Source organism: Acidimicrobiales bacterium, from assembly GCA_035533095.1.
GTDB lineage: Bacteria > Actinomycetota > Acidimicrobiia > Acidimicrobiales > Palsa-688 > DATLUM01.
The window spans coordinates 38,966-63,245 of record DATLUM010000096.1 but is presented as its reverse complement, the minus strand read 5'-3'; the positions used below and the strand labels follow the sequence as shown (position 1 = coordinate 63,245).

General features: G+C 66.9%; 19 protein-coding genes. 14 read left to right on the top strand and 5 right to left on the bottom strand.

Annotated elements, in window-relative coordinates; all coding sequences use genetic code 11:
• Positions 1-33 precede the first annotated feature (33 nt).
• From VNF71_12370 to VNF71_12325, 10 genes are all read left to right on the top strand, one after another.
• Positions 34-2,187 (top strand): acyltransferase family protein, encoded by a 2,154-nt coding sequence (locus VNF71_12370; protein HVA75348.1) that lies wholly within the window; start codon positions 34-36, stop codon positions 2,185-2,187.
• Positions 2,188-2,212: 25 nt separating this feature from the next.
• Positions 2,213-3,454, top strand: a complete 1,242-nt coding sequence (gene fahA, locus VNF71_12365) for a fumarylacetoacetase (protein HVA75347.1) — start codon at positions 2,213-2,215, stop codon at positions 3,452-3,454.
• Complete coding sequence (locus VNF71_12360) at positions 3,444-4,868, top strand: trehalose-6-phosphate synthase (protein HVA75346.1); 1,425 nt, start codon at positions 3,444-3,446, stop codon at positions 4,866-4,868. Before fahA ends, VNF71_12360 begins: the two co-directional genes overlap by 11 nt.
• 46 nt (positions 4,869-4,914) lie before the next feature.
• On the top strand, positions 4,915-7,185 hold the full coding sequence (locus VNF71_12355; protein ID HVA75345.1) for an arylsulfatase: 2,271 nt from the start codon (positions 4,915-4,917) through the stop codon (positions 7,183-7,185).
• Positions 7,186-7,503: 318 nt separating this feature from the next.
• Complete coding sequence (locus VNF71_12350; protein HVA75344.1) at positions 7,504-8,049, top strand: hypothetical protein; 546 nt, start codon at positions 7,504-7,506, stop codon at positions 8,047-8,049.
• Between the two features lie 380 nt (positions 8,050-8,429).
• Entirely contained in the window at positions 8,430-10,373 is a 1,944-nt protein-coding gene (locus VNF71_12345; protein HVA75343.1) for an ABC transporter permease, read from the top strand.
• A complete protein-coding gene (locus VNF71_12340) occupies positions 10,360-11,085 on the top strand; it encodes an ABC transporter ATP-binding protein (protein HVA75342.1) in 726 nt (241 codons plus the stop codon). Before VNF71_12345 ends, VNF71_12340 begins: the two co-directional genes overlap by 14 nt.
• Positions 11,082-11,912, top strand: coding sequence for an ABC transporter ATP-binding protein (locus VNF71_12335; protein ID HVA75341.1), 831 nt, complete (start codon positions 11,082-11,084; stop codon positions 11,910-11,912). Before VNF71_12340 ends, VNF71_12335 begins: the two co-directional genes overlap by 4 nt.
• Before the next feature lie 31 nt (positions 11,913-11,943).
• The gene (locus tag VNF71_12330; protein HVA75340.1) at positions 11,944-13,278 is read left to right on the top strand and encodes an ABC transporter substrate-binding protein; all 1,335 of its coding nucleotides are present in this window, start codon (positions 11,944-11,946) and stop codon (positions 13,276-13,278) included.
• 87 nt (positions 13,279-13,365) lie between these two features.
• A complete protein-coding gene (locus VNF71_12325; protein HVA75339.1) occupies positions 13,366-13,809 on the top strand; it encodes a nitroreductase family deazaflavin-dependent oxidoreductase in 444 nt (147 codons plus the stop codon).
• Positions 13,810-13,813: 4 nt separating this feature from the next.
• Here the strand turns inward: VNF71_12325 and VNF71_12320 are convergent, their stop codons facing one another.
• The 4 genes from VNF71_12320 to VNF71_12305 form a co-directional block, all read right to left on the bottom strand.
• Positions 13,814-14,710 carry a VOC family protein gene (locus tag VNF71_12320; protein ID HVA75338.1) on the bottom strand — a complete coding sequence of 299 codons (897 nt, stop codon included), beginning with the start codon at positions 14,708-14,710 and terminating at the stop codon, positions 13,814-13,816.
• Positions 14,711-14,818: 108 nt separating this feature from the next.
• On the bottom strand, positions 14,819-15,808 hold the full coding sequence (gene galK / locus VNF71_12315) for a galactokinase (protein HVA75337.1): 990 nt from the start codon (positions 15,806-15,808) through the stop codon (positions 14,819-14,821).
• 85 nt (positions 15,809-15,893) lie between these two features.
• A complete protein-coding gene (locus tag VNF71_12310; protein HVA75336.1) occupies positions 15,894-16,982 on the bottom strand; it encodes a DUF4349 domain-containing protein in 1,089 nt (362 codons plus the stop codon).
• Positions 16,975-17,571, bottom strand: coding sequence for an RNA polymerase sigma factor (locus tag VNF71_12305; GenBank protein HVA75335.1), 597 nt, complete (start codon positions 17,569-17,571; stop codon positions 16,975-16,977). The genes VNF71_12310 and VNF71_12305 overlap by 8 nt, the downstream gene beginning before the upstream one ends.
• Positions 17,572-17,626: 55 nt before the next feature.
• Here VNF71_12305 and VNF71_12300 point away from each other — a divergent pair, with 55 nt between their 5' ends.
• From VNF71_12300 to VNF71_12290, 3 genes are all read left to right on the top strand, one after another.
• Positions 17,627-18,523 carry an alpha/beta hydrolase gene (locus VNF71_12300; GenBank protein HVA75334.1) on the top strand — a complete coding sequence of 299 codons (897 nt, stop codon included), beginning with the start codon at positions 17,627-17,629 and terminating at the stop codon, positions 18,521-18,523.
• A gap of 65 nt (positions 18,524-18,588) precedes the next feature.
• A complete protein-coding gene (locus tag VNF71_12295; GenBank protein ID HVA75333.1) occupies positions 18,589-20,874 on the top strand; it encodes a glycoside hydrolase family 3 C-terminal domain-containing protein in 2,286 nt (761 codons plus the stop codon).
• A gap of 39 nt (positions 20,875-20,913) precedes the next feature.
• Positions 20,914-21,918, top strand: coding sequence for a hypothetical protein (locus VNF71_12290; protein ID HVA75332.1), 1,005 nt, complete (start codon positions 20,914-20,916; stop codon positions 21,916-21,918).
• Here the strand turns inward: VNF71_12290 and VNF71_12285 are convergent.
• Entirely contained in the window at positions 21,846-23,048 is a 1,203-nt protein-coding gene (locus VNF71_12285; protein ID HVA75331.1) for a CoA transferase, read from the bottom strand. The two genes, VNF71_12290 and VNF71_12285, sit on opposite strands and share 73 nt — an antisense overlap.
• Positions 23,049-23,099: 51 nt before the next feature.
• On the opposite strand from VNF71_12285, the gene VNF71_12280 reads away from it, so the two are divergent.
• Positions 23,100-24,236 carry an epoxide hydrolase gene (locus VNF71_12280; protein HVA75330.1) on the top strand — a complete coding sequence of 379 codons (1,137 nt, stop codon included), beginning with the start codon at positions 23,100-23,102 and terminating at the stop codon, positions 24,234-24,236.
• The last annotated feature ends 44 nt before the right edge of the window (positions 24,237-24,280 follow it).

Genomic DNA, 24,280 nt, shown 5'->3' with positions numbered 1-24,280 from the left:
AATCGCCGAACCGGCAAGGCTGGAGACTGACACCTGCACTACCAGAGCGTCCCACGTGCCCCCAGGCGAGCGCGGCCATCGTTCCGACCGGACATCGAAGGCCTGCGCGCCGTCGCGGTCCTCGGAGTCGTGCTCTATCACGCCCACGTCGGGATCCTCCACGGCGGCTATGTCGGAGTCGACGTCTTTTTCGTCGTGTCCGGCTACCTGATCACCGGGCTTCTGTGGGGAGAGCTCCGTCGGACCAGGCGCGTCTCGCTCGCCTCGTTTTACGCACGCCGCGCGCGTCGCCTGCTGCCAGCCTCCATCCTCGTCGTCGTCGTCACGATCGTCGCGTCACGCATCTGGCTGCCTCCGCTGGAGCTGCACAACGTCGCCCGGGATGGCATCGCGTGCGCCCTGTACTTCGGCAACTACCGCTTCGCCGCGCAACAGACCGACTACCTGAACGCCACGGCGGCACCGTCCCCGTTCCAGCACTACTGGTCACTCGGTGTAGAGGAGCAGTTCTACCTGCTGTGGCCGCTGCTCCTGATCGTCGGCTCGCTCGTGTGGCGCCGGCGGCGCACCACTCGTGGCGAGCTGCAGGGCCCCGACGTATGGAGCGCGATGGCGGTTCTCGCGGTGGTGACTGCCGGGTCGTTCGCGCTGTCGTTGTGGCTCACCCACGTCAACCAACCGTGGGCGTTCTTCTCCTTGCCGACGCGCGCGTGGGAGCTCGGCGCAGGTGGCCTCCTCGCGCTGGCGTCACCGCTCGTTGAGAACCTGAATCCACGCGCCGCTGTGGTCCTTGGATGGGGCGGCCTGGCCGCCATCACGGGGTCTTTCTTCCTCATCGGACCGTCGACGCCGTTCCCGGGCGTCGCTGCTCTCGCCCCGGTGCTCGGGACAGCGGCGGCCATCGCCGGAGGGACGGCAGCCCTCGGACCCGGGCTAGTTCTCGGCAGGCCAGGCCCTCGGCTCGTCGGGCGAATCTCGTACTCGTGGTACCTGTGGCACTGGCCGTTTCTCGTCCTGGCTCCTGATGCGCTCGGCCATCCGCTGAACCTGGGGCAGAATCTTCTGGTCGCGTTGATCAGCGGACTGGTAGCGCTCGTCTCTTTTGTCGTCGTGGAGAATCCGGCCCGGGCCTCCGCCTGGTTGTCGGCGATGGCGCGGAGGAGCCTTCTGGCTGGGGGGACCCTCAGCGCCGGCGGAGCCGTTGCCTGCGCTGTCATAGCGGCGACCCTCCCATCGCTCGCCGGGCACGGTCGGGCACCGGTCGCCGTGATCCACCAGCCGTCGCCGGTAGTCCACAGCCATACGGTCAACGTCGACCCTCACCAAGCGGCGATCAACGCCATCAACGCGCAGGTGCAGTCGCAGGTCGCCGCTTCCCTGAATACCACGCAAGTGCCGGCAAACCTGGACCCGTCGGTCTCGAAGGCGCACCTGGACGACCCTGTCGTGTTCGTTGACGGTTGCATGGACAGCTACTTGGACAGCAGTGTGCGCAACTGCGCCTTCGGCGACGAAACGTCGACGACGAGCATTGTCCTCTTCGGCGACTCTCACGCAGCGATGTGGTTCCCCGCCCTCGACTACGCCGCCAACCGGAACGGCTGGAAGCTCTACAACTGGACCAAGGCCACCTGCCCGCCCATCGACGCTCCGATCTGGAGTCCCGAGCTCGGCCGGACGTTCACGGAATGCGAGACGTGGCGGCAGAACGTCCTGACCCGCATAGCTCAGGTGCATCCCGCTCTTGTCGTCCTGGCGATGGCGCGCCATTACATTGCCGAGTACGGGTTCGTTCCGTACCAGCAGACCTGGCTGCAGGGGCTGAGCGAGATGATCTCGTCAATCATCAAGCTCGGCCCGAAGGTTCTCGTGATCGGCCCGGTCCCGAAGCCTCAGTTCATCGTGCCGTCGTGCCTTTCGGAGAACCTGAGCTCGGCACAGAAGTGTCAGGTGTCCGAGGACGCGGGCTACAACGAAGCGGGTGAGACTCTGGAAAGACAGGCCGCCGTGCAAGCGGGTGCCTCTTACGTGCGGACCGAGCCGTGGTTCTGCGCCAACGGGCAGTGCGCCGACATCGTCGGGAACCTCGAGGTCTGGCGCGACGACAATCACATCACCGCCGTCTACTCCAACTTCCTCGGGCCGGCGATGTCCGCCGAGCTGGCCGGGGCGATGTCCACGGGATAGCCGTCGGCGCCATACCATCCGGGTCGTGCAGGCGAGCAGGTGTTGGGTCCCGGTTCCGGAAGGCTCACCGTTTCCCCTGGAGAACCTTCCGTATTGCGTGTTCAGCGACGGCTCGACGGACCACCGGGTGGGCGTGGCGATCGGCGACCAGGTGCTCGACGCGGGAGCAACAGCCGTCGCAGTGGGTTCGCCGCTTGCCGATGTGCTCCATGGAGCATCGTCACTGGACGCCCTCATGGCGGCTGGACCGCCGACCTGGAGCGCGACCCGGGAAGCGATCACGTCGTGGTTGCGTGATTCGGCTTACAGGGCGGTGGTGGAACCGCATCTTCGACCGATCGAAGGCGTCGAGATGCACCTGCCGTTCACTGTTGCGGACTACGTCGACTTCTACGCTTCAGAGCACCACGCGGCGAACGTGGGGCGGATATTCCGTCCAGGTGCGGAGCCCCTGCCACCGCAGTGGAAGCACCTGCCGATCGGCTACCACGGCCGGTCGGGAACGGTTTCAGTGTCAGGAACGCCGGTCACCCGACCTAGCGGACAGCTCGCGTCGGCAGACGGCACTCCTGTCTTCCGGCCCACCGAGAAACTCGACTTTGAGGCGGAGGTCGGTTTCGTCGTCGGCATGGCGAGCAGCCCGGGTATCCCGGTGTCCGTGGGAGCGTTCCCCGAGCACGTGTTCGGTGTCTTGCTGCTCAACGACTGGTCTGCACGCGACATCCAATCGTTCGAGTACGTGCCTCTCGGACCGCTGCTCGGAAAGTCCTTCCTCACATCGGTTTCCCCATGGGTCGTGCCGTTGTCGGCGCTCGATGCAGCACGCGTGCCTCCCCCACGGCGGTCGCCGACACCTCTGCCTCATCTTCGCGACGCCGAAGAACCCTGGGGTTTCGACATCTCGCTCGAAGTCCGCATCAATGACGAGATCGTCTCGACACCTCCCTTCTCCGCGATGTACTGGACCTGCGCACAGCAACTCGCCCATCTCACGAGCAACGGCGCACACGTGAGGACCGGCGACCTGCTCGGGTCCGGAACGGTGAGCGGACCGCGGCTGGATCAGGTCGGGTCGCTGCTGGAACTCAGCCGAGGTGGGGCGAAGCCATTTGCGATCAGCGACGGGCGCGAGCGCACCTTTCTCGAAGACGGCGACGAGGTTGTGATCTCAGGGTGGGCTCCGGGTGCTGGCGGAGTCCGGATCGGGCTCGGCTCGGTTGCGGGGAGGGTGTTGCCTTCACCGCTAAGTTGGCCTCATGGTGGGTAGGCGAAGTTCTCTGGTAGTCGTGGCCAACCGCCTACCGGTCGAGCACGCGAACGGTCCCCTTCCGGGCGACGACGCTGCGTTCGAGGACGACTGGCGCCCGAGTCCCGGAGGGTTGGTCACGGCGCTGGCCCCGATATTGAAGGGGAGCGGCGGCAAGTGGGTCGGATGGTCCGGCTCTGCGGGTGAGGAGCTTGCACCCTTCTCGATCGAGGGATTCGATCTCGTCCCCGTCCCGCTGAGTTCGGCGGAGGTGGCGGATTATTACGAGGGGTTCTCGAACGCCACTCTTTGGCCCCTCTACCACGACGTCACCGGCCGGCCGTTCTTCGAGCGTCGTTGGTGGGACGCCTACGTGAAGGTCAACCATCGTTTCGCGGACGTCACGGCGGCATCGTGTGACAGAGGAGCGACGGTGTGGGTCCAGGACTACCAGTTGCAGCTGGTCCCGGCGATGCTTCGGCGCAAGAGGCCGGATCTGAGGATCGGCTGGTTCAACCACATTCCGTTTCCGGGATACGAGATCTACTCGCGCTTACCTTGGCGGACACAGGTGATCCAGGGCCTGCTCGGCGCAGACCTTCTCGGGTTCCAACGCCGTGACGACGCGGCCAACTTCTTGCGCGCGGCCAGGGGCCATGCCGATGTCACGACGCGAGGATCCGTCATCGAGGTCGCCGGCAGGCGGCTTCGAGCCGGAGCTTTTCCGATATCGATCGACAGCACCTCGCTCGACGAGCTGGCCCGCCGGCCCGAGACCGCGGCGAGGGCGCGCGAGCTGCGAGCTTCGCTGGGAAATCCCGATGTGCTGCTGCTCGGTGTCGACCGGCTCGACTACACCAAGGGCATCCTCCACCGCTTGAGGGCATTCGGGGAGTTGCTGGACGAGGGGCACCTCCGGCCTCCCCGAGCCACCCTTGTGCAGGTTGCAACTCCCAGCCGGGAGCGTGTCGAGGAGTACAGGCATCTTCGTGACGAGGTCGAGGGGATCGTCGGCAGGATCAACGGGGACCACGGCCACGTCGGGCAACCGGCCATCCACTACCTGCACCAGTCCTTTCCACGCGAGGAGATGGCAGCCCTTTACCTTGCGGCCGACGTGATGCTCGTGACGCCCTTGCGCGACGGCATGAACCTCGTGGCGAAGGAGTACGTGGCCTGCCGCCATGACGAGAGAGGCGGGCTCGTCCTGTCCGAATTCACCGGTGCTGCCGACGAGCTCCGCCAGTCGTACCTGGTCAACCCGTGGGACATCGACGGCACCAAGCAGGCCATCCTGCGCGCCACGACACACGCTCGTGCCGAGGCCGCCCGCCGGATGCGCGCGATGCGCCGGCGGGTGTTCGAGGATGACGTGCACCACTGGGCGGCAGCGTTCCTCGGAGCACTGGACATGGCGGCCGAGGGCCGGCGCTGACAAGCTGTGCGCCTTGACTGGCGCGCAACCGACACGGACCCTGCGGATGAGCGAGGCTGACCCTCAGTTCATCCCGTACCCGAAGGCTCCCTCTGGCGCCCCTAACGTGCTCGTAGTCGTCCTCGACGACGTCGGCTTCGCCCAGCTGGGCTGCTTCGGCTCGACGGTACGCACCCCCCACATCGACCGTCTCGCCGCGGAAGGCTTGCGGTACAACCGTTTCCACGTCACGTCTATCTGCTCGTCCACACGGGCAGCGCTCCTGAGTGGTCGCAACCACCACGCCGTCGGGATCGGCATGACGATGGAAACCCCGCTGGGGTTTCCTGGTTACACGGGCCGGCTGCCGGCTTCCGCAGCCTTGCTCCCGCGCGTCCTTCGCGACAACGGTTACAGCTCTCTCGCCGTCGGCAAGTGGCACCTCTGCCCGCGCGGCGAGTACTCGCAGTCGGGTCCGATGACCCGCTGGCCGCTCGGCGTCGGCTTCGAGCGCTACTACGGGTTTCTCGGCGCCGAGACCAACCAATGGGCACCCGAGCTGTGTCGCGACAACACCCTCGTCGACCCACCGCGCTCTCCGGCCAAGGGATACCACCTCACCGAAGACCTCGTCGACGAAGCCATCCGCATGATCACCGATCAGCGACAGGCCACTCCTGCCAAGCCGTGGTTCTGCTGGCTGGCGACGGGTGCTGCACACGCACCGCACCAGGTCCCGCCGGAATGGAGCGACGCATACGCCGGAGCCTTCGACGCTGGGTGGGAGGCGCTGCGGGACGAGATCTTCGCCAGGCAGAAGATCTCAGGCGTCGTGCCCGACTCGACTGTCCTGACGGAACGCCCGTCCTGGATTCCTGCCTGGGGTGAGCTCACCTCTGGCGAGCGGCGCCTGTTCGCCCGCTACATGGAGGTGTTCGCAGGGTTCGTCGCCCACACCGACGCGCACCTCGGGCGTCTGTTCGATTTTCTCGATGCACGAGGCGAACTGGACAACACCCTGGTCCTCGTGCTGTCCGACAACGGCGCGAGCGCCGAGGGCAGCGCCACCGGCACTCTCAACGAGCCGGCCGCCTGGCTCGGCAACCCCGAGAGCGTGGATGAGGCGCTCACCAGGATCGACGAGATCGGCGGTCCCCGCGCGTTCAACCACTACCCTTTCGGCTGGGCGTGGGCCGGCAACACCCCTTTGCAGCTTTGGAAGCGCTACGCCTGGCTTGGCGGGGTCCGCACACCTCTGATAGCGCGTTTGCCGCGGCTTCCCGGTCGTAGCGGCCCGGAGCACGATGCGGGCTCGGTGCGCTCCCAGTTCTGTCACGCCGTCGACATCTTCCCCACGGTTCTCGACTTCATCGGGGTAGAGACGCCCGCCGAGGTGGATGGAGTGACCCAGCAGCGCGTTGATGGCGCCAGCTTGGTGGGGACCTTCGCGGATCCGGACGCTCCGGCGCCTCGCGGTACGCAGTATTTCGAGATGCACGGCTCACGTGGTCTTTACCACGAGGGTTGGAAGGTCACTACCGACTACGTATCCCCAATGTTCGGCGAACGCGAAGTCATCACCGGAAGCGATGACTTCGACTCCGATCGGTGGTTCCTCTTCAACCTCGACGCGGACTTCGCTGAAGCCATCGATCTGGCGGACCGATTTCCTGATCGGGTCGAGCAGCTCGAGCGGATTTGGTGGGAGGAGGCCGGGCGCAACCAGGTGCTGCCCCTTTTCGAAGGACCCAAATCGCTGTCGGCGCTGCATCCCGGTGAATTCCCGCAGCCTTCCGAGGCGGTATATGTGCCGGGGACCTCGCCCGTATACGAAGGCGTGATGCCGCGGTTGTTCGGCGGCTTCACAGCAGTCGCCGACATCGATTCGGAGGCCAAGCCTCCATCGGGTGTCGTGTGTGCCTTGGGCGATCTCAACGAAGGATGGGCTTTCTACCTACTCGACGGCAGGCCGTGCACATGCCTCGTGTCTATGGGCCACACCACCCGTGTTGGGTCGGAGCGGCGCGTCCCATCGGGCCAATGCCGGTTGTCCGTGGAGTTCAAGCCGGCGCCTCCCGGCCGCGACAACCTACGGATCCTTGTCGACGGCGAAACGGTCGCCGGTGCGTACCACCCGGGCGCCGCCGTATTCGCAGCGCAGGCGACGGCGGGAGGCGGCCTGCTCGTGGGTCGCGACCGAGGGCTTGCGGTGTGCGACGACTACGAGCCCCCGTTCCCGTTCGACGCGACGCTGAGGCGGCTGATCATCCGCAGCGGTGCGCCAGATGCCCGGCGCGATCCGGAAGAGACAGCGAGGGTTTCGGTAGCCTCCGATTAAGCAGGAACTGAAGCGCGTTTGGGCTCTCTCGCGCCCGGGTATCAAACATCCCAACAAAAGCTGCCTCCTGGCAGCTTGTTCGTAGGGCGGAGAGAGAGAAAGGAATCCCAGTCGTGGGCTTGATTCTGCTTGTGTTGCTTTTGGCCCTTTTGTTCTTTGGGTTGGGTTTCGCAGCCCACCTCCTATGGATAGTGGCCGTCATCTTCTTCATTGCCTGGATCGCCGGATTCGCCTTCAGGTCCGGAGAAGGCAGTCGTTGGTACCGCTGGTAACGGCGGCCCCTTCCTGACCTGACTCATAAAGGAGACACATCGCAAAATGGCCGAGCGTTACCCACCAACCGCAGTCCCCGGCGACCAATACGCCGAGGGTCAAACCGCATACCAGAGCCGATCGGTTGCCGTCGAAAGGCAGCCGTGGAGCCCCGCGCAAATCATTGCCATCATCCTCGGAATCGTCTTCGTCGTCCTGGGCGGGATCGCCCTTGCCAGAACCGGCATCAACAGCCACGTCACCTCCGAGCACGTCAGCGTCGCCGGCTCCATGCAGACGCAGCTGATGGGCTACATCGAGCTGGTCTACGGGGCACTGCTGCTCGCAGTCGGATCGATCCCTGGAGCCGGCCGGGGCGGAATGAGCTTTCTCGGCATCGTGGCCCTCGTGTTCGGCATCGTGGTCGTCGCGCAGCCTTCGACCTTCTCCCACCCGCTCGGGATAGGCAGTGGCTACGGGATCTTCCTCATCATCGTCGGAGCGATCCTGGCGATCACGTCGATGGTCGCTCCGATCTACTGGGGGTTCAGCCGCCGGTCGGGTTACAGCCGCAGATCGGGAGTTGGGACGGGTCGCCGTCAGGTCGTCTAAAGAGGTTCGCAGAATTGCTGCACCGATGGCGCGGACCGCTCTAGCAAGCCACCGTTCCTGCCTTGCACCGCACCCGGGCCCCCGGCCCGGGTGCGGTCGCGTCCGGAGTCATGTCAGGCGGTCCTCGCATTCGCCGGCAAGAGGGGTTCTTCCGTCGAGCTGACAGGAAGCGGCTTCTACTTTTCCGGTCTCGACTTCGCGCGACTTCTCGCCAGCGGCGTAGTAATTGGCCCGCAAATGAAGGGCTTTGCCTGAATTGCACCGCTCCCACTGGGCGGAACCCGACGATCATCCGCTGATGAAACCGTGTTGTAGTGTTCGCGCACCACTTTGGGGGGGTGGCCCTCTTTAGGGGGAGCCCGTTAGGAACTGGTTGAGTCATGTCGCAATTCCTGTCGTTGACCGTGGCGGGCATAGCCACGTACGGGTGCGTATACGCGATAACGGCAATGGGCCTGGTCGTGACCTACACCACGTCCGGTATCTTCAACTTCGCGCAGGGCGCCATTGGGATGATCGGCGCTTTCTTCTATTGGCAGCTCTCACAGGACTTCCATTGGCCTGCGTGGCTGTCCTTCCTCGCGATCGTGTTCGTGTTCACTCCGCTCGTCGGCGCGCTGATCGAACGGCTGGTAGTGCGCCGGTTGGAGAACGCCGCGCTGGAAGCGAAGCTGACCGTCACCATCGCGTTACTTATTCTGGGAATTGCAGTAGCGACGATCATCTGGAATCCGCAGGTGAGCCGGCGCATTCCCCAGTTCTTCAACGGGCACCAGATGAGCATCGGTGGCGTCGTGCTCACCTGGCACCAGTTGATCATCGTCGGAGCTTCTGCGCTCGCCGCGGTGGCGCTCCGCTTGTTCTTCTACCACACGAGGCCCGGGATAGCTACGAGGGCTGTCGTCGACGACCGGGAGTTGGCCTCGCTGACCGGTGCTACGCCCGCCCGGTATGCCCAGCTCGGTTGGGCGCTGGGTTGCTCACTGGCGTCAGTGGCGGGAATCCTTCTGGCTCCGCTGACGAACCTCGACATCACCACGCTGACTCTTCTCGTGATCAACGGCTACGCGGCGGCAATGTTCGGCCGTCTGAGGAGTCTCCCGCTGACCTTCGTCGGGGCCATCGTCCTCGGGCTGCTGCAGTCGTACGCGATCGGATACCTCCCTGTCGGTGACATCTGGACCTACCTCGAGCAGGTCATACCGATGCTCTTCCTGCTCGTGGTCATGCTTGCCCTGCCTCAAGGCCGCGCGAGCCTCGCCAGGCGGGTCCGGGTGCGCGCACCGAGAGTCGTCGGCCGGCGCGAGTCCTTGGTCACCGCCGCCGTGTTCCTGGTGGTGGCGGGCATCGTCTCGCGGACGCTGTCCTCAGGGAACCTCAACTACGCCAACCGAGGCGTGGCCCTTGCGATCATCATGCTGTCGATCGTGATGCTCACCGGATACGGCGGCCAGGTGTCGTTGTGCCAGTTGACATTCGCCGGCCTCGGAGCGTTCGCGATGAGCAAGGTGGGCGGTACCGGTGGCTCTCTGCTGGGAGTCCTCGCTGCGGTCGGCCTCGCTGCCGGGGCGGGAATGCTGATCGCATTGCCCGCCCTGCGCCTGCGGGGTTTGTACCTGGCACTGGCAACTCTTGCGTTCGCGTACGGGATGGACCTCGCCTTCTTCAACAACATCCGCGTGTTCGGCGTGTCGCTTTCCCTGCAGGTCGCCCGCCCGCACCTCCCGGGGATATCGCTGAGGAGCGACCGTTCGTATCTGTTGCTGCTCTCGGTCGTGTTCGCGGCGCTGGCGATCGGCGTGCTCGCCATGCGCAGGTCGCGGTTCGGCCGGCGGCTCTTAGCCGTCAACGACAGCCCCTCGGCCTGCCTAACCCTCGGCATCGACATGACTCGCACGAAGCTGGTCATCTTCACGGTGTCGTCCGCCGTGGCCGGCCTGGGCGGCGCCCTCTATGGGGGTGCCCAGGGGGCCGTCGCCCCCAACGACTTCTCCTTCATCATCAGCCTCACCCTCTTGTTGCTCGCGGTCGCGTGGGGTATCCGCACCACGGGAGGGATGCTCTTCGCCGGCGTGCTGTTCGCGCTCGGCCCGCTGCTTCAGCAGCACCTGTCGCAACCTCGGGATGTCGTCTCGCTCCTGGTGGGGCTGGCTGCCATCGGCGTGTCGCAGAACCCGGAGGGGACGTTCGGGGGGAACACTGCCTTGCAGAAATGGCGGGATCGCAGGGACCAGTCACTCGGAGGGGACGCGGTGGCAATCGACTCGGCTGCGGCGGGCGGCGCCGGGTCACCGCAGGGGAAGTTGACCCATGCTGCAGGTTGAGGAGGTGACGGTCGACTTTGGCGGCGTGCGGGCTCTTGATTCGGTCGACCTCGAGGTAACCGAAGGAGGTATCACCGGGCTGATCGGACCGAACGGAGCCGGCAAGACCACGACGTTCAACGTGGTCACCGGCCTTCAGAGACCCGACAGGGGCAAGGTCCTACTCGGCGGCCGAAACATAACTCGCGAACGACCCAGACAGCGAGCACGCCTCGGCCTGGGGCGCACCTTCCAGAGGCTGGAGCTGTTCGGCTCGCTATCCGCGCGCGACAACGTGCTCGTCGCTCTCGAAAGCCACGGGATGACAGGCCGGAAGGGCCGCCAGATAGCGGACGACCTGCTCACCCGGGTCGGCCTCTCAGCAGTGGCAGATCGACAGGCAGACGTGTTGCCGACAGGCATGGCCCGACTGGTCGAACTTGCCCGGGCCCTGGCATGCGAGCCGAAAGTACTGCTGCTCGATGAACCGTCATCGGGTCTGGACAACGCCGAAGGCGACCGTCTCGGCGACCTGCTCACGGAACTGGCGGGTCTCGGCATGGCGATTCTGCTCGTCGAGCACGACATGGATCTGGTGATGAGGATCTGCTCGAAGGTTTTCGTCCTCGACTTCGGGCGCGTGATCTCATCCGGCACGCCGGGCGAGATACGGGCGGATCCCAACGTGCAGGCGGCGTACCTGGGGACCGGGAGCGTGGGGGTGGGCCCGTGAGTGACACTCAGACCGCGACCGGTACAGGCGGGCAGGCGACGCTCGCTCCATCGCCGACGCTGGAATTGCGCGGTGTGAGCGCGGCGTACGAGAGAGTGGAGGTCCTCCACGGCGTCAGCCTCTCTGTGCCCTCCGGGAAGGTCTTCGCCCTCCTCGGCCCCAACGGCGCCGGCAAGACAACGCTGCTGCGAGTGGCCAGCGGCCGTACGAAGCCGCTCCGAGGCAGCGTGCACGTCTCGGGCCGGGAGGTGACGGGGATGAGCCCGGAACGCCTCGCGCGTAGAGGCGTGTGCAGCGTCCCCGAGGGCAGAGGCATCTTCCCGAACCTGACCGTGGCCGAGAACCTGCGGATGTGGACCTTCCGCGGCGGGCTTCGGCGTTCGGAGGTGGAGAAGGTCGCCTACGAGAGGTTCCCGAGGCTGGCGGACCGCCGGCGCCAGTTGGCGGGGACGTTGTCGGGCGGCGAGCAGCAGATGCTCGCGATGTCGAGAGCGTTGGCGACGAACCCGTCGCTCCTGCTCCTCGACGAGATCTCGATGGGTTTGGCGCCTCTGATCGTCGCCCAGTTGTACGAGCTCGTCGCCCAGACAGCGGAGGAGGGTTTCACCATCCTGCTCGTCGAGCAGTTCGCCCAGACAGCGCTCCAAGTGGCGGACAGGGCTGCAGTCATGGCCCAGGGGAGGATCGAGTTCGAGGGCTCGCCGGACGAAGTGGCCGCCGCGGTGGGCGATATCTACATGCGCACCGACAGAACCCAGCCGGATGCCCCGGACGGTGCCGGAGAAGAGCAACCCCCGGGACCCGGCGCCGCGGGCGATCCGGCATAGAGCCAGCAGCAAAACGAAAGGGAAATCACAGGTGAAACCAAAGAAGCGCTTCGGATTCCGCGCAGCCGCACTCGTGAGCGCCGCTGGGCTGGCACTCGCGGCGTGCGGCAGCTCGTCCCACTCCGGCCAGGCGGGCGGGACCTCCGCGACCGCTGCTGCCGGCGGGGGAACCGGAGCGACGATCCCGCCGCCCGCGAAGGTGACAGGAACCCTCAGCGGGCCCGGCGTCACCGCGTCGACCATCACCATCGGCCAGATCACCACCACGTCCGGACCGGTTCCAGGCTTGTTCCAAGATGCCAACGACGGGCTCGACGCCTACGTGGCCTACGTCAACGCCAACGGAGGCATCGCCGGCCGCCAATTGAAGGTGATCCACGTCGACGACGCGTTCGACTGCAACACCTACAGCCAGGCACTCCAACGACTCAGCACACAGGTGTTCGCGATGGTCGGGACCTTCACGCTCGAGGACACCTGTGGGCAGGCCGTGTTGAAGGCAAACCCGAACCTCATCGACATCGAGGGAGAGGTTCTCTACCCGGGTCTCTACGAGGGCTTCCCCAACGTGTTCAGCCCGACACCGCTGCCGCCCGGGTATGCGACGACCGGCTACAAGTGGATCAAGGACAAGTTCCCCAACGACATCACCCACACCGCAACATTGATCCCGGGCGCCGCCGAAGCCAACGGCAAGCAGGAGAACCTGACCGCCGAGTCCATCGGTTACAAGTACGTGTACTCACGGATCATCGGCCCCATCGAGACCAACTTCACCAGCGACATCCTGAAAATGAAGTCGCTCGGCGTGAAGATCGTCGATCTCGGCGTCAGCTCGGTAGGCATCGACTCCAACTTCATCCAGCAGGCCGCCCAGCAGAACTTCCACCCCGACGCCATCATCGGCGCGGCGATCTACGACTCTCACCTGCTGAAGCTTCTCGGCAACGCGAGCATCGCCAACAACGTCGTCTACGCGCCGCTCGCCTACTCGCTCTACCTAGGCCAGGATCGTGCGTCCGTGCCCGGAGTGAACACCTTCCTGACCTGGCTGGACCGTATCCATCCCGGTGAGGCGGCCAGCATCTTCACCGTTTCGGCATGGGGTTCAGGGATGTTGCTCACCGAGGCGATGTCGAAGGCCGGAGCTCAGGTGACGCAGGCGTCGACGATCCAGGCGATGAACGCCATCACCAGCTTCGACTCTGGCGGGCTGACCGCGCCGTTCAACCCCGGGCAGCGCGTCGGCGCCCACTGCATGGTCATCGCAGGTATCCAGAACGGCAAGTGGGTCCGCATCGACCCCAAGTCCGGGTTCGAGTGCAACGGCGTGTACCACAACGTTCCGCTCAGCGAGCTGAAGTAACCGCTTGTCACAAGGGGGAAAGAGGGGCGGTCGCGCGTGACCGCCCCTCTGGCGCGTTCGGCGAGGGCGCGCCGGTACGATCCCTGCATGCCCCTCCAAGGAGAGTACGAACCGAGCCCGTCGCAGTGGGTGCGCGATCAGGTGGCCGAGTACGAGGCGTCCGGCGGCCAGCGCGCGAACACGCTCCGCGATACCGGGCTGCCGGTCATCATCGTCACCACCAAGGGACGAAAGTCAGGCAAGATCCGGAAGTTCGCCCTGATGCGCGTGGAGCACGGAGGCGAATACGCGCTGGTTGCTTCGATGGGCGGCGCCCCGAAGAACCCGGTCTGGTACTACAACGTCACGTCCGATCCCACCGCCCTGATGATCCAGGATGGACCCGAGCCGTTCGACGCGGACGCGCTCGAGGTGACCGGCGACGAGAAGGCGCTCTGGTGGGAGAGGGCGGTGGCCGCGTTCCCGCCGTACGCCGAGTACCAGCAGAAGACCGACCGGACCATCCCGGTCTTTGTGGCGCGCCGGCGATGAGGTCCTAGAGCGACGGGAAGTTGACGAACTTGTGGCCCCAGAAGGCGCCTTCGGTGATCTCGTAAACCGGCTCCTCCTCGGTCACCTGGAGCCCGTCGAAGCCGAACTCCACCGCGAACCCGCCGGGGCTGATCACGTAGAACGACACCATCTTGTCGTTGGTATGCCTTCCCAGCGTCTGCATCACCGGGACGTCGAGCCGCTCGGCTCGGTCCCACGCGCGCCCCACGTCGTCGAGGGTCCCGGCCTCGACCATGAAGTGGACGAGTCTCCCAGGCCCTGCCATCGGCAGAATGCCCACCGTGTGGTGGCGCGGGTTGCAGCCGAGGAACCACAACGTCTCGAACCGAGGGCTGCCGTCGGCCGCGGGTGCGGCCGGGAGGCGAAGCGTGTTGCGCCCCCGGAACCCGAGCACCGAGGTGTAGAACTCGAAGGCGGCCGGCCCGTCGGACACGGTGATCACCACGTGCCCCATCCCCTGGTTGCCGGTCACGAACCCGCTGACCAGGGGAGTCGAGACCGCCTTGTGGCTGAGCGCCACTCCCCAGAAGAGCTCCACCGGGTTCCCGGCGGGATCGTCGAAACGCACCCCTTCCGTGATGCGCCGCTCGCGGCACTCCACGGCGTCCAGAGGCACGACCTTGGTTCCAGTCGCTTCGACTGCGGCTGCGAGACCGGCGAGCTCCTTGCCGTTCAGCACCTCGAATCCGATCGCCTCGACCCCGCTCTGGGCCGCCGGCGAGACGACCAGCCGGGGCGGGTAGTCGTCCATCCGGTAGTAAAGGGCGTCCGCGTTGTCGCCGCGCTCCTCCATGAGCCCGAGGAACTCACCGGCGAAACGGCGCCACGCCTCGATGTCCTCGCTGCCGATCCGCAGGTACCCCAGTGAACGCACTGGCATGAGACTCTTCCTCGCCCTCTCCGGTGGGTCCGGTCCCCAGAGAGTACGGTCGCTGCGCGAGCAGGCCCAACCTGCCCGTCCCGGCGAACGGGACGTCGATGTCGGGGACTAGAGGATCCGTGCCCCGTCGGACGGTTCGAGGCGCCAACCCTCCGACAGCACCCCGGGCCGTGTCAGCGCGACGACGCATCCTCCGAAACCGGCCCCCGTCAGGCGCGCCCCGTACACACCGGGCGTCGCCATCAGGCGCTCGACGATCGAATCCAGGGCCGGCGTCGAGACGTTGAAGTCGTCGCGAAGCGACCGGTGGCTCTCGTACATCAACCTTCCGGCCTCCACTAGCTTTCCGTAGCGGAACAGCTGAGCGAATTCGAGGACGCGGCTGTTCTCGGTTACCACGTGGCGCACGCGGCTGCGGAGGATCGGGTCGTTGAGCTTGGCGACGTCGACGAGGGCGGCGGACCGAAGCGGTCCTAGGTAGTACTCGGCTTGCTCACAGGCGTACCGGCGCTCCGCGTACGCAGAGCGGGCCAACTTGCGTTGCTCCCCGGACGGGATGGCCACGATCTCGCAGCCGTCGGGGAACGCGATCGGCTTCACCTCGTTGCTCGAGCAGTCGATCAGCAGGGCGTGGCCGGCCACTCCCGTCGCGGACGCGAGTTGGTCCATGACGCCGCAGGGGACGCCCGCTGAGCGCTGTTCGGCGCGCTGGCACGCGACGGCCAGGTCGGCCGGCGGCCCGGCATAACCGAGCGCCAGCGCCACCGCGACTTCCAAGGCGGCGCTCGACGCGAGCCCGACGCCGGAGGGCAGGGTAGAGCTCACCGTACCGGTCGCGCCGGTGACCGGTCGGATCTCCGCGATGACCCCCGCCACATACCGTCCCCAGCCGTCGTTGACCGATCGCGGGTCCGACAGGCGGATGGGCAGGTCTACGACGTCGGCCTCGATGGACGACTTGAGCACAACCCGGTCGCCCCCCGGGTCGACGCTGACCGTGATGCCGAGGTCGATGGCCATGGGGAGCACGTATCCGCCGGTGTAGTCGGTGTGATCGCCGATGAGGTTGACCCGCCCTGGGGCGAACGCCGATCTCATGGCGTCCGACGATACGGCAAGTGGGGTAAGCGGTGCAGTTACACCTGCGTCCGGCGCGCTGCGCAGAGGGGCCGGCGCTGTGCTCCTACACGAGACGCCGGCGCAGCGCGAGCCATCCGATCCGGGCCAAGCCGACCAAGAGACCGGCGAAGAGGAGGAACACAGCGATGCCGCCGAGCGCCCCGATGACACTCTCGACGCCATGGGCGAAGCTGTGCCGGGTGTGGTCCCACGCCTTGGATATGCCGCTCGGGGGTGGCGGTGCTGCGGCCGACTTCTTCTGTTGCTCGACTGCGTGCACCGACAGGGAGGCGTAGGTCGTCTGGTCGTCCAGCACGTTGATCTGCCCCTGTATCTGGTCGGCCTGGGTCTGTTCCGCGCTGATCTGCTGCTCGACGGCGAGAACGTCCCCGATCGTCTGGGCCTTCGTCTCGATCAGCTGCAGCTGGTTGATCGTCGACTGCAGCGCCTGCAGCCGCGCTTTGAGGTCCGCGTACTGGGAAGTCACGTCCCGGCCCGAGACCGTCACCTGGGAAGGCTTGCCCAATAACCGCACTTGCGTGACAAAAGACTCAAACGACGCCTCCGGAACCCGCAACGTGATGTCACCGCTCGAGGGTTGCCCGGCGCCGGGGACGTTCGTCGTCGACGACGCCACGTAACCACCGACACTCCCCGCGAGGAACGTCATCCGGTCGATGGCGGGCTCCACCGATGCGACCTGCAATGTCATGGATCCCGTCTTGACGACCTTGGCCTGGCTCGATGAAGGCACCAGATTCGGGGTGCTGGGCTGAGCGGCGCCGGACGGCAAAGCGGGTGACGGCAAGGCCGCCCCCGACGCCGCGCTCGATGTGCCCTGTTGGCTGTTCTGGGTCGCCGGTGACCGTTGGCCGATGCCCGCCGTGTGGGCAGCGGATCCGCTCGGGCCCGAGCCGCCGCTGTTCGAGGCCACGCCGGCAACCAAACCTACGGCCACGGTCGACGCGACCAGGACCGCCGCCGTGCGAAGCGGCCGGCGGCGCAGCCACTCCAGACACCGGCGGGACAGGTGCGGCCGGACGGGAGCCGTCGCACCTCGGGCGGCGAGCACCCGCTCGGGGCCGTCCGGGGGAACCGTGATCGCATCGGCAGCGTCGCCGAGCAGCCGCTCGAGCGTTAGGTCGTCAACCATCGGCTGCTCCTTCTGAGTCGCCGGCGCGGACGGCACCGGCACCGACCGGCTCGTACGCTGCCAGCGCCGGGTCAGAGCCCAGGATCGCCTTGGCGTCGTGCAGGCGGCTCTTGACGGTGCCCGGGCGCCGGTGGATCACCGCGGCGATCTCCCGCTCGCTCAGCTGCGCGTAGTAGCGGAGGACAACGACCACCCGCAGATGCTCCGGCAGCCTTCCCAGCGCGTCGAGCACCGCGCCGTGTACATCTGCTTGCAGGGCGGACATCTCTGGACCGGGACCGTCCTCCGCCAACAGGGCTGCCAGATCCGAGAAGCCGGTCGTGTTCTCGCGGCGCCCCCGGTCGGAGCGCAGCTTGCTCAGGCAGGAGTTCACGACCACCCGGTACAGCCAGGGGCGGACACCTTCGCCGGCCGGGATGGCGGCGCGGAACCGCCAGGCCCTCAAGAATGCGTCCTGCACGGCCTCCTCAGCGTCGGCGGGGTTGCGCAGGATCAGGAATGCGGTCCGGTACGCCGGCGCGTAGCCGTCGGCGAGCCACTGCTCGAGGCTGTCCTCGTGGCGGCCTGTAGAACCCCCCAAACCTCTCATCGACCTATACAACCCCTGGCGCCCCCAAAAGGTTCACTCAACTACCTTGCTTTGGATGACCGGCCCCGCCGCGGATGTGCCCGAATGGTTCACGTGGGCGCTGGACCAACCGGTCGAGACAGGCGAGCTACTCGTCGACGGGTGCCCGATCGCCTTCCGGCGCTGGGGTGACACCGCTCTTCCCGGGCTGCTCCTGGTCCACGGGGGCGGAGCACACAGCAGATGGTGGGACCACGTAGCTCCGTTTTTCTCCAACGAATGCTGCGTCACAGCGATCGATATGTCCGGGCACGGCGACAGCGGGCGCCGGCCGATCTACACCTTCCCCCAATGGGCGGCCGAAGTCGCCGCTCTCGCAACGTCGGCGTCACCGCAACCGCCTGTCATCCTCGCCCACAGCCTCGGCGGGTTCGTCACCTTCCACGCCGCGGCGCGCCACGGGAACGATCTCGAAGGGATCATCATCATCGACTCGCCTGTGCGCGAGCCGACGCCCGAGCAGGAGGCGAACACGAACCACCAGGCATTCGGCCCACTGCGCTTGTACCCCACCCGCGAGGATGCCCTGCTGAGGTTCCGCACCGTTCCCGACCAACCGTTTCTGCTTCCGTATGTCGTCGAGCACGTCAAGCAGCATTCGGTGCACCAGGTACCCGGCGGCTGGAGCTGGAAGTTCGACCCCACCTTCTTCAACAACCTCGGTGAGTTCGACCCGCGGGTTCTGGGCGGTGTCAACTGCCGGGTGGCGATACTGCGCGCCGAGTTCGGCCTGGTCACCCCGGACATCGGGGCCCACATGTACGAGCTGCTCGGCCGCACGGCGCCGGTCATCGAGATCCCCCTCGCCTACCACCACGTGATGCTCGACCAGCCGATCGCCCTGGTGACGGCGGTCAGGTCGTTGCTCGCCGACTGGCGGCATTCGTACGCCCTTCGCACGGCGGGTAGCTGAGAACTTACTGAACGGCGCGACCGGACAAGCCGACACGTTCTTGGCACACTTCCACGCGAAGGAGCATGGAAAACCTCAGCGGCGATCGGAACCGGCCACCGTTGTGGCGCCCGGCGCTGGCGGCCGCCGCGGCGGCGACCGCCCTCGTTGGTGGCGTCTTTGCCGCGGTCGGGCCCGCGTCGGGCGACGACGGCGGAGCCCCTCGGGCCGCGCCGGGCGCGGCCGGCGGGGCGAAGCTCTCGACGGCGTGCCCGTGGATGGATTCCTCGTTCCCGTCTGGCCAGCGGGCACAGATGCTGCTGTCGGCGATGACGCCTCTGCAGGAGGCGGAAATGCTGCACCTCTACTGGGGGGGCAGCTCGGCAAATCCCTTCGAGGGTTTGAGCCCCGCGATCCCCTCGCTTTGCATTCCGGCGATCACCGAGCAGGACGGGGCCGCCGGCGTCGGCAGTGGGTGGCGGACTGCCGCCGGCCAGTTCGTCGGGGTTACGCAGCTCCCTGCGCCCATCGCCGACGCGGCAGCGTTCGACCCCGGCCTGGCCCGCTCGTACGGGCAGGTCATCGGGGCCGAGGACGCGGCGGTCGGTGTCGACATGGCTCTCGCTCCGACCATCAACATCGAGAGGGATCCCTTGTGGGGGCGGGCGTACGAGTCGCTCGGGGAGGATCCCTACCTCACGGCGTCGCTGTCGGTGCCACTCGTCGACGGTATTCAAAGCCACCGCGTCGTCGCAGTGGTGAAGCACTACGCCGCATACAACCAGGAGACCGGGAGGGGCACCCTCCGCGACGACGTCGTCGTCGCCGACCGTGCACTCCACGAGATCTACCTTCCCGCCTGGTCCACCGTGATCCAGCATGCGCACCCGGGCGGTGTGATGTGCGCGTACGACCTCATCAACGGCGTGCCCTCCTGCCAGAGCCAGGCGCTGCTTGTCGACCAACTTCGCGGCGCCTGGGGTTTTGCCGGTTTCGTGCGCTCGGACTGCGGTTCGATCTTCGACCAGCCTGCCTCGCTCGCCGCCGGCGTATCGCAGGTCAAGTGCACGCGGCTCTACCAGCCGGCTGCGATTGCCGCGGCGGTCTCGGCCGGCACCATGCCCAAGGCCGAGCTCGACTCGCTGGTCCGACCCTTGCTCGAGGTGCTGTTCAGGTTCGACCTGATCGCTTCGCCCCATCAGCTCCAACCGAACGCGGCGGTGTCGACCGCGGCCGATCAAGCGGTGGCTCTACAGACCGCCGACGAGGGTTCGGTGTTGCTCAAGAATGCCGGCGTCCTACCGCTCGACCCCACCGCGACCGTCGCTCTCATCGGTCCCAACGGCGGCAGTCCAATGACAGCCGGGCACGGCGCCATGCACGTGCGCTCCCGGCAGGTGACCACCGCGCTGGACGCCCTCCAGGACACGATCGGGTCACGCCTGTCGTATACCGACGGCGCCAACCTGGCGGTCGCCCAACGGCTGGCCCGCACCGCCCGGGTCGCCGTCGTCGTGGTCCACGATGTCGAGTCCGAAGGCCATGACCGCACGACTCTTTCGTTGCCTGGCAACCAGGACGCGTTGGTCGCGGCCGTTGCAGCGGTCAACCCGCGCACCGTCGTGGTGATCGAGTCCGGAGCGCCGGTCTACATGCCGTGGCTGGGGTCTGTCGCTGCGGTCCTGGAGACCTGGTACCCGGGGCAGCAGGCCGGGCAGTCACTGGTGGACCTGCTCACCGGTGCCGTCGATCCGGGGGGCAAGTTGCCGGTCTCCTGGCCGGCTCCGGGCGGGCCCCGCCCCGACGCTGCCGCGGGGGAGTTCGCGTCGCTCAAAGGACCCACGTATTTCGACGACGGCATCGACGTCGGCTACCGCTGGTACGACAGCACCGGCGCTCAACCACAGTTTCCCTTCGGGTACGGACTGTCGTATACGACGTTCCGCTTTTCGAACCTCCAGGTGAAGGTGGGGAAGGGACCGGGCCTGACCGTGACCGCGCGCGTCGCCAACGTCGGTACGCGTGAGGGCAGCGACGTCGCGCAGTGCTACATCGGGCTTCCATCCTCGACCGGAGAGCCACCGCGCCAGTTGAGAGGTTTCACGAGGTTGGACCTCCTGCCCGGCAAGAGCACGCCCGTCCGGTTCGCGGTCTCCGCCGGCGACCTGGCCACCTGGAGCGGCGCGCCCGGGACCATCGGGTCCTGGTCGGTGGCGGCAGGCCGCTACGTGGTGTACGTGGGCGACGCGTCGGACCTGGCCAACTTGGCGCTGCGGTCGTCGGTGGCCGTGCCGGCCGCGCAGCTCGGTCCCGCAAGCGGTCCCGGTCCGGTGGTCGGCGCACCGACGGGCATATCTGCGACATCGTCATAGGGGCCCGCGCTCAGCTTCTGTTCACCTTGCACTGCAACAATGTCCGGCATGGACCACCGGCGCCACCCCTCCGCCCTGGAGCTAGCGGCCGGAGCTCTCCTGGCCTCCACGGTCGTGCTCCACGTCGTAGCGATGTTCCCGAATTACTTCGCCGGCGACTCCCCCCAGTCGATCGCTTCGCAGGCCGACCAGGTCGCCCTGTACGGCGTGGTGGCCGGTGTTTGGGCCCTCGCCCTCGGGTTCGGACTCTCGAGCCCCGCGCGGGTGAGGGCAGCCGCGGGCATCGCGATCGGCGCAGCCGCGGCAGAAGCCGGTTTCAGGCTCTCTGACCTCGGTGAGGTCTTCCGTTACGGCACGTCACAAGCCGGCGCCGGTATGTGGCTCATGGTTGCCGCGTGGTTCGTAGGCGCGGCCGGAGCGATCGTGGCGGCGATCGCGGTGCGCAGATCGACTCGCGCCGGACATGCACCAGCGGGCGTCCCGGCCGAGCGCCCCCCGGTGCCCAGAGCCGCTGCCGTCGTCGGCGTCGCCGTGCTCAGCCTCGCGACGGCCGGTCTGTTCCTGCCCGCGTGGGACCACTACGAAGGCGCGAGCACCGTGACGGGACGGGGATTCTCCTTCAACCTCGGCGACGCGTTCGCCCTGCCGTGGCAGGTGGTCACTGGCAACGTCCTGTCCGCTGTAGCCATAGCCTTGGTGCCCATCCTCGCGGCGCTGTGGATATGGCGCGACCGGCACCTGTCCGCAGGTGCAACCGCCGGCGTGCTCGGGATGCTCGCAGCGCAGTTCGTCGCAGCGGTCGCGCAAGTCGACCAGGCCGTCCCGCCCTCGATCGCGGGCATCAGCCCGGCACAGGCAAATCAGCTCGGCTTGACGATCGGGTTGAAGCTGACCGGGTGGTTCCTCGGCGACGTGCTCCTGGCGTTCGCGTTGTTCACTCTTACGATGGCACTCGCTACCGCGCGGCCGGTTCAGGAGAACTCGGCTGCAGCGCTTGCGAGCGCACCGGACGCGCGCAGTGCCGCGACATCCGCCTGGTCGTAGCCGATCTCGAGCAACACCTCTTCGGTGTGCTCGCCGATACGAGGCGCATGACGGCGGACGTTCTGCGGCGCGCTGGCGAAACGAACTGGCGGGGGGATGACCTTGTACCGGCCGACATGCGGATGATCGCTCTCGGGTAGCTGCTCCACGAGATCGTCCAGCGAACCGACGGCACCGGCGGGGATGTCGTGCTCCCGGAAGAAGGCGAGCCACTCGTCCGTCGTCCGCCGGGTGAGCATCTGCCCGACCTGGTCGTACAGGAACCCCGAGTTGGCGATGCGATTTCGGCCCGTCGCGTAACGCTCGTCACCCAGCATGTCGGTGCGCCCGGTCGCGGTGAAGATCGAGTCGTAGTGATCACGCGTATAGGGCAGGACCATGATCCAGCCGTCTTTGGTCGGCCACGGCTTCCGGTTGGGCGTGAGGATTCTCGGGTAGCCGGCGTGGCCGAGTGGAGGCCGTGGGATCGCGGCCGAGCCGTGCTCGACGAGCATGAATGACGTCGCCGTGTCGAACATCGGAACCTCCACGCGGTCGCCCTCGCCGGTCAGTGCACGCCGGTAGAGGGCGGCGATGACCGAGTAGGCGATAGTCAGGCCGCACACCTTGTCGGCCATGATCGTCGGAGCGACCAGCGGGATGCCGCCGACGCGCGCGGCCGCGTCGGCGATGCCGGTCTCCGCCTGGATGATGTCGTCGTAGGCGGGATCGTCCTGCCGCTCGGACCCGGTCGGGTATCCGTGTGCATGGCAGTAGACGATGTCTGGCCTCATGGAGCGCACGTCGTCGTAGGTGAGCGCCGAACGGGCGAGTGCGCCGGGCCGGAGGTTGGTGATGAAGACGTCGCACGTCGCGGCGATGTCGAGGATCACGCCGCGGCCGTCGGGGTGCTTGATGTTCACGGCGATGTTGCGCTTGTTGCGCAGGAGGTTGAGGGAGATGCCCGAGAACTGGGGTGACGGGCCCGGGCCCATCGCACGATTGGTCTCACCGCGGCCCGGCTCGACCGTGATCACGTCGGCGCCGAGATCTCCGAGCAGTTGGGTGGCGTACGGGCCCATGACGACCGAGGTCAGGTCGAGCACACGCACGCCGGCGAGTGGTCCCGTCGGCTGCTCGGCTTGATCCATCGACGGCTACGGTAGCGGCCCAACATCGGGAAAAAGACGGAGGCAGTCGCGTTGGCCGAGGACATCACGCCGTTCAAGATCTCCGTTGCACAGGATGCGTTGGACGATCTGCGCTCGAGGCTGCTCAACACCCGCTGGCCCGAGGCCGAGACCGTCGGCGACTGGTCACAGGGAGCTCCTCTCGAATACGTGCGGTCGCTCTGCGCCTACTGGTCGGACGGCTACGACTGGTCCGCCCGTGAGGCCCGGCTCAACGACTTGCCCCACTACCTCACGCGCATCGACGGGCTGGACATCCACTTCGTTCACGTCCGCTCACCACACGAGGGTGCGATACCACTGGTGCTGACTCACGGCTGGCCGGGTTCGTTTGTCGAGTTCCTGGAGGTGATCGGGCCGCTCGCCGATCCCACCGCCCACGGCGGGAACGAGTCGGACGCGTTCCACGTCGTGGTGCCTTCACTCCCGGGCTACGCCTTCTCCGGCAAGCCCGCTTCGACGGGGTGGAGTGTCAAGCGCACGGCCCGGGCGTGGGCCACGCTCATGGCGCGGCTCGGTTACGACCGCTACGGGGCGCAGGGCGGCGACTGGGGGGCGATGGTGACCACGGCTATCGGGCTTCAGGATCCCGACCATGTCGCCGGCATCCATCTGAACATGATCATCGGCTTCCCGGGCCCCGACGATGGGGAGCCGACGGAAATGGAGCAGTCGGCGCTTGCCGGTGTGCAGTCGTACATGGCGGTCGACTCCGGCTACTCCAAGCAGCAGTCGACACGGCCGCAGACTCTCGGTTACGCGCTCGTCGACTCGCCGGCCGGCCAGTGCGCGTGGATCCTCGAGAAATTCTGGTCGTGGAGCGACACCGCGGGCGATCCTGTCGGTGCCCTGGGCGCCGACAGGATCCTCGACAACGTCATGCTCTACTGGCTGCCGGCCACCGGTGCATCGTCGGCACGGATGTACTGGGAGTCCTTCAACGACCCGATCCTCGACCCCATCGCCGTCCCGATGGGCGGATCGGTCTTTCCGAAGGAGATCTTCCGCTGCTCGCGCCGTTGGGCCGCGCGCCAGTTCCAGGACATCCGGTACTGGAACGAACCGCCGCGCGGCGGCCACTTCGCGGCCTTCGAGCAGCCTGCCTTGTTCGTCGACGAGGTTCGCGCCTTCTTCCGGACTGTCCGCTAGACGCGTAAGAGGGGCGGGGCCGACAGGCCCCGCCCCTCTTACCG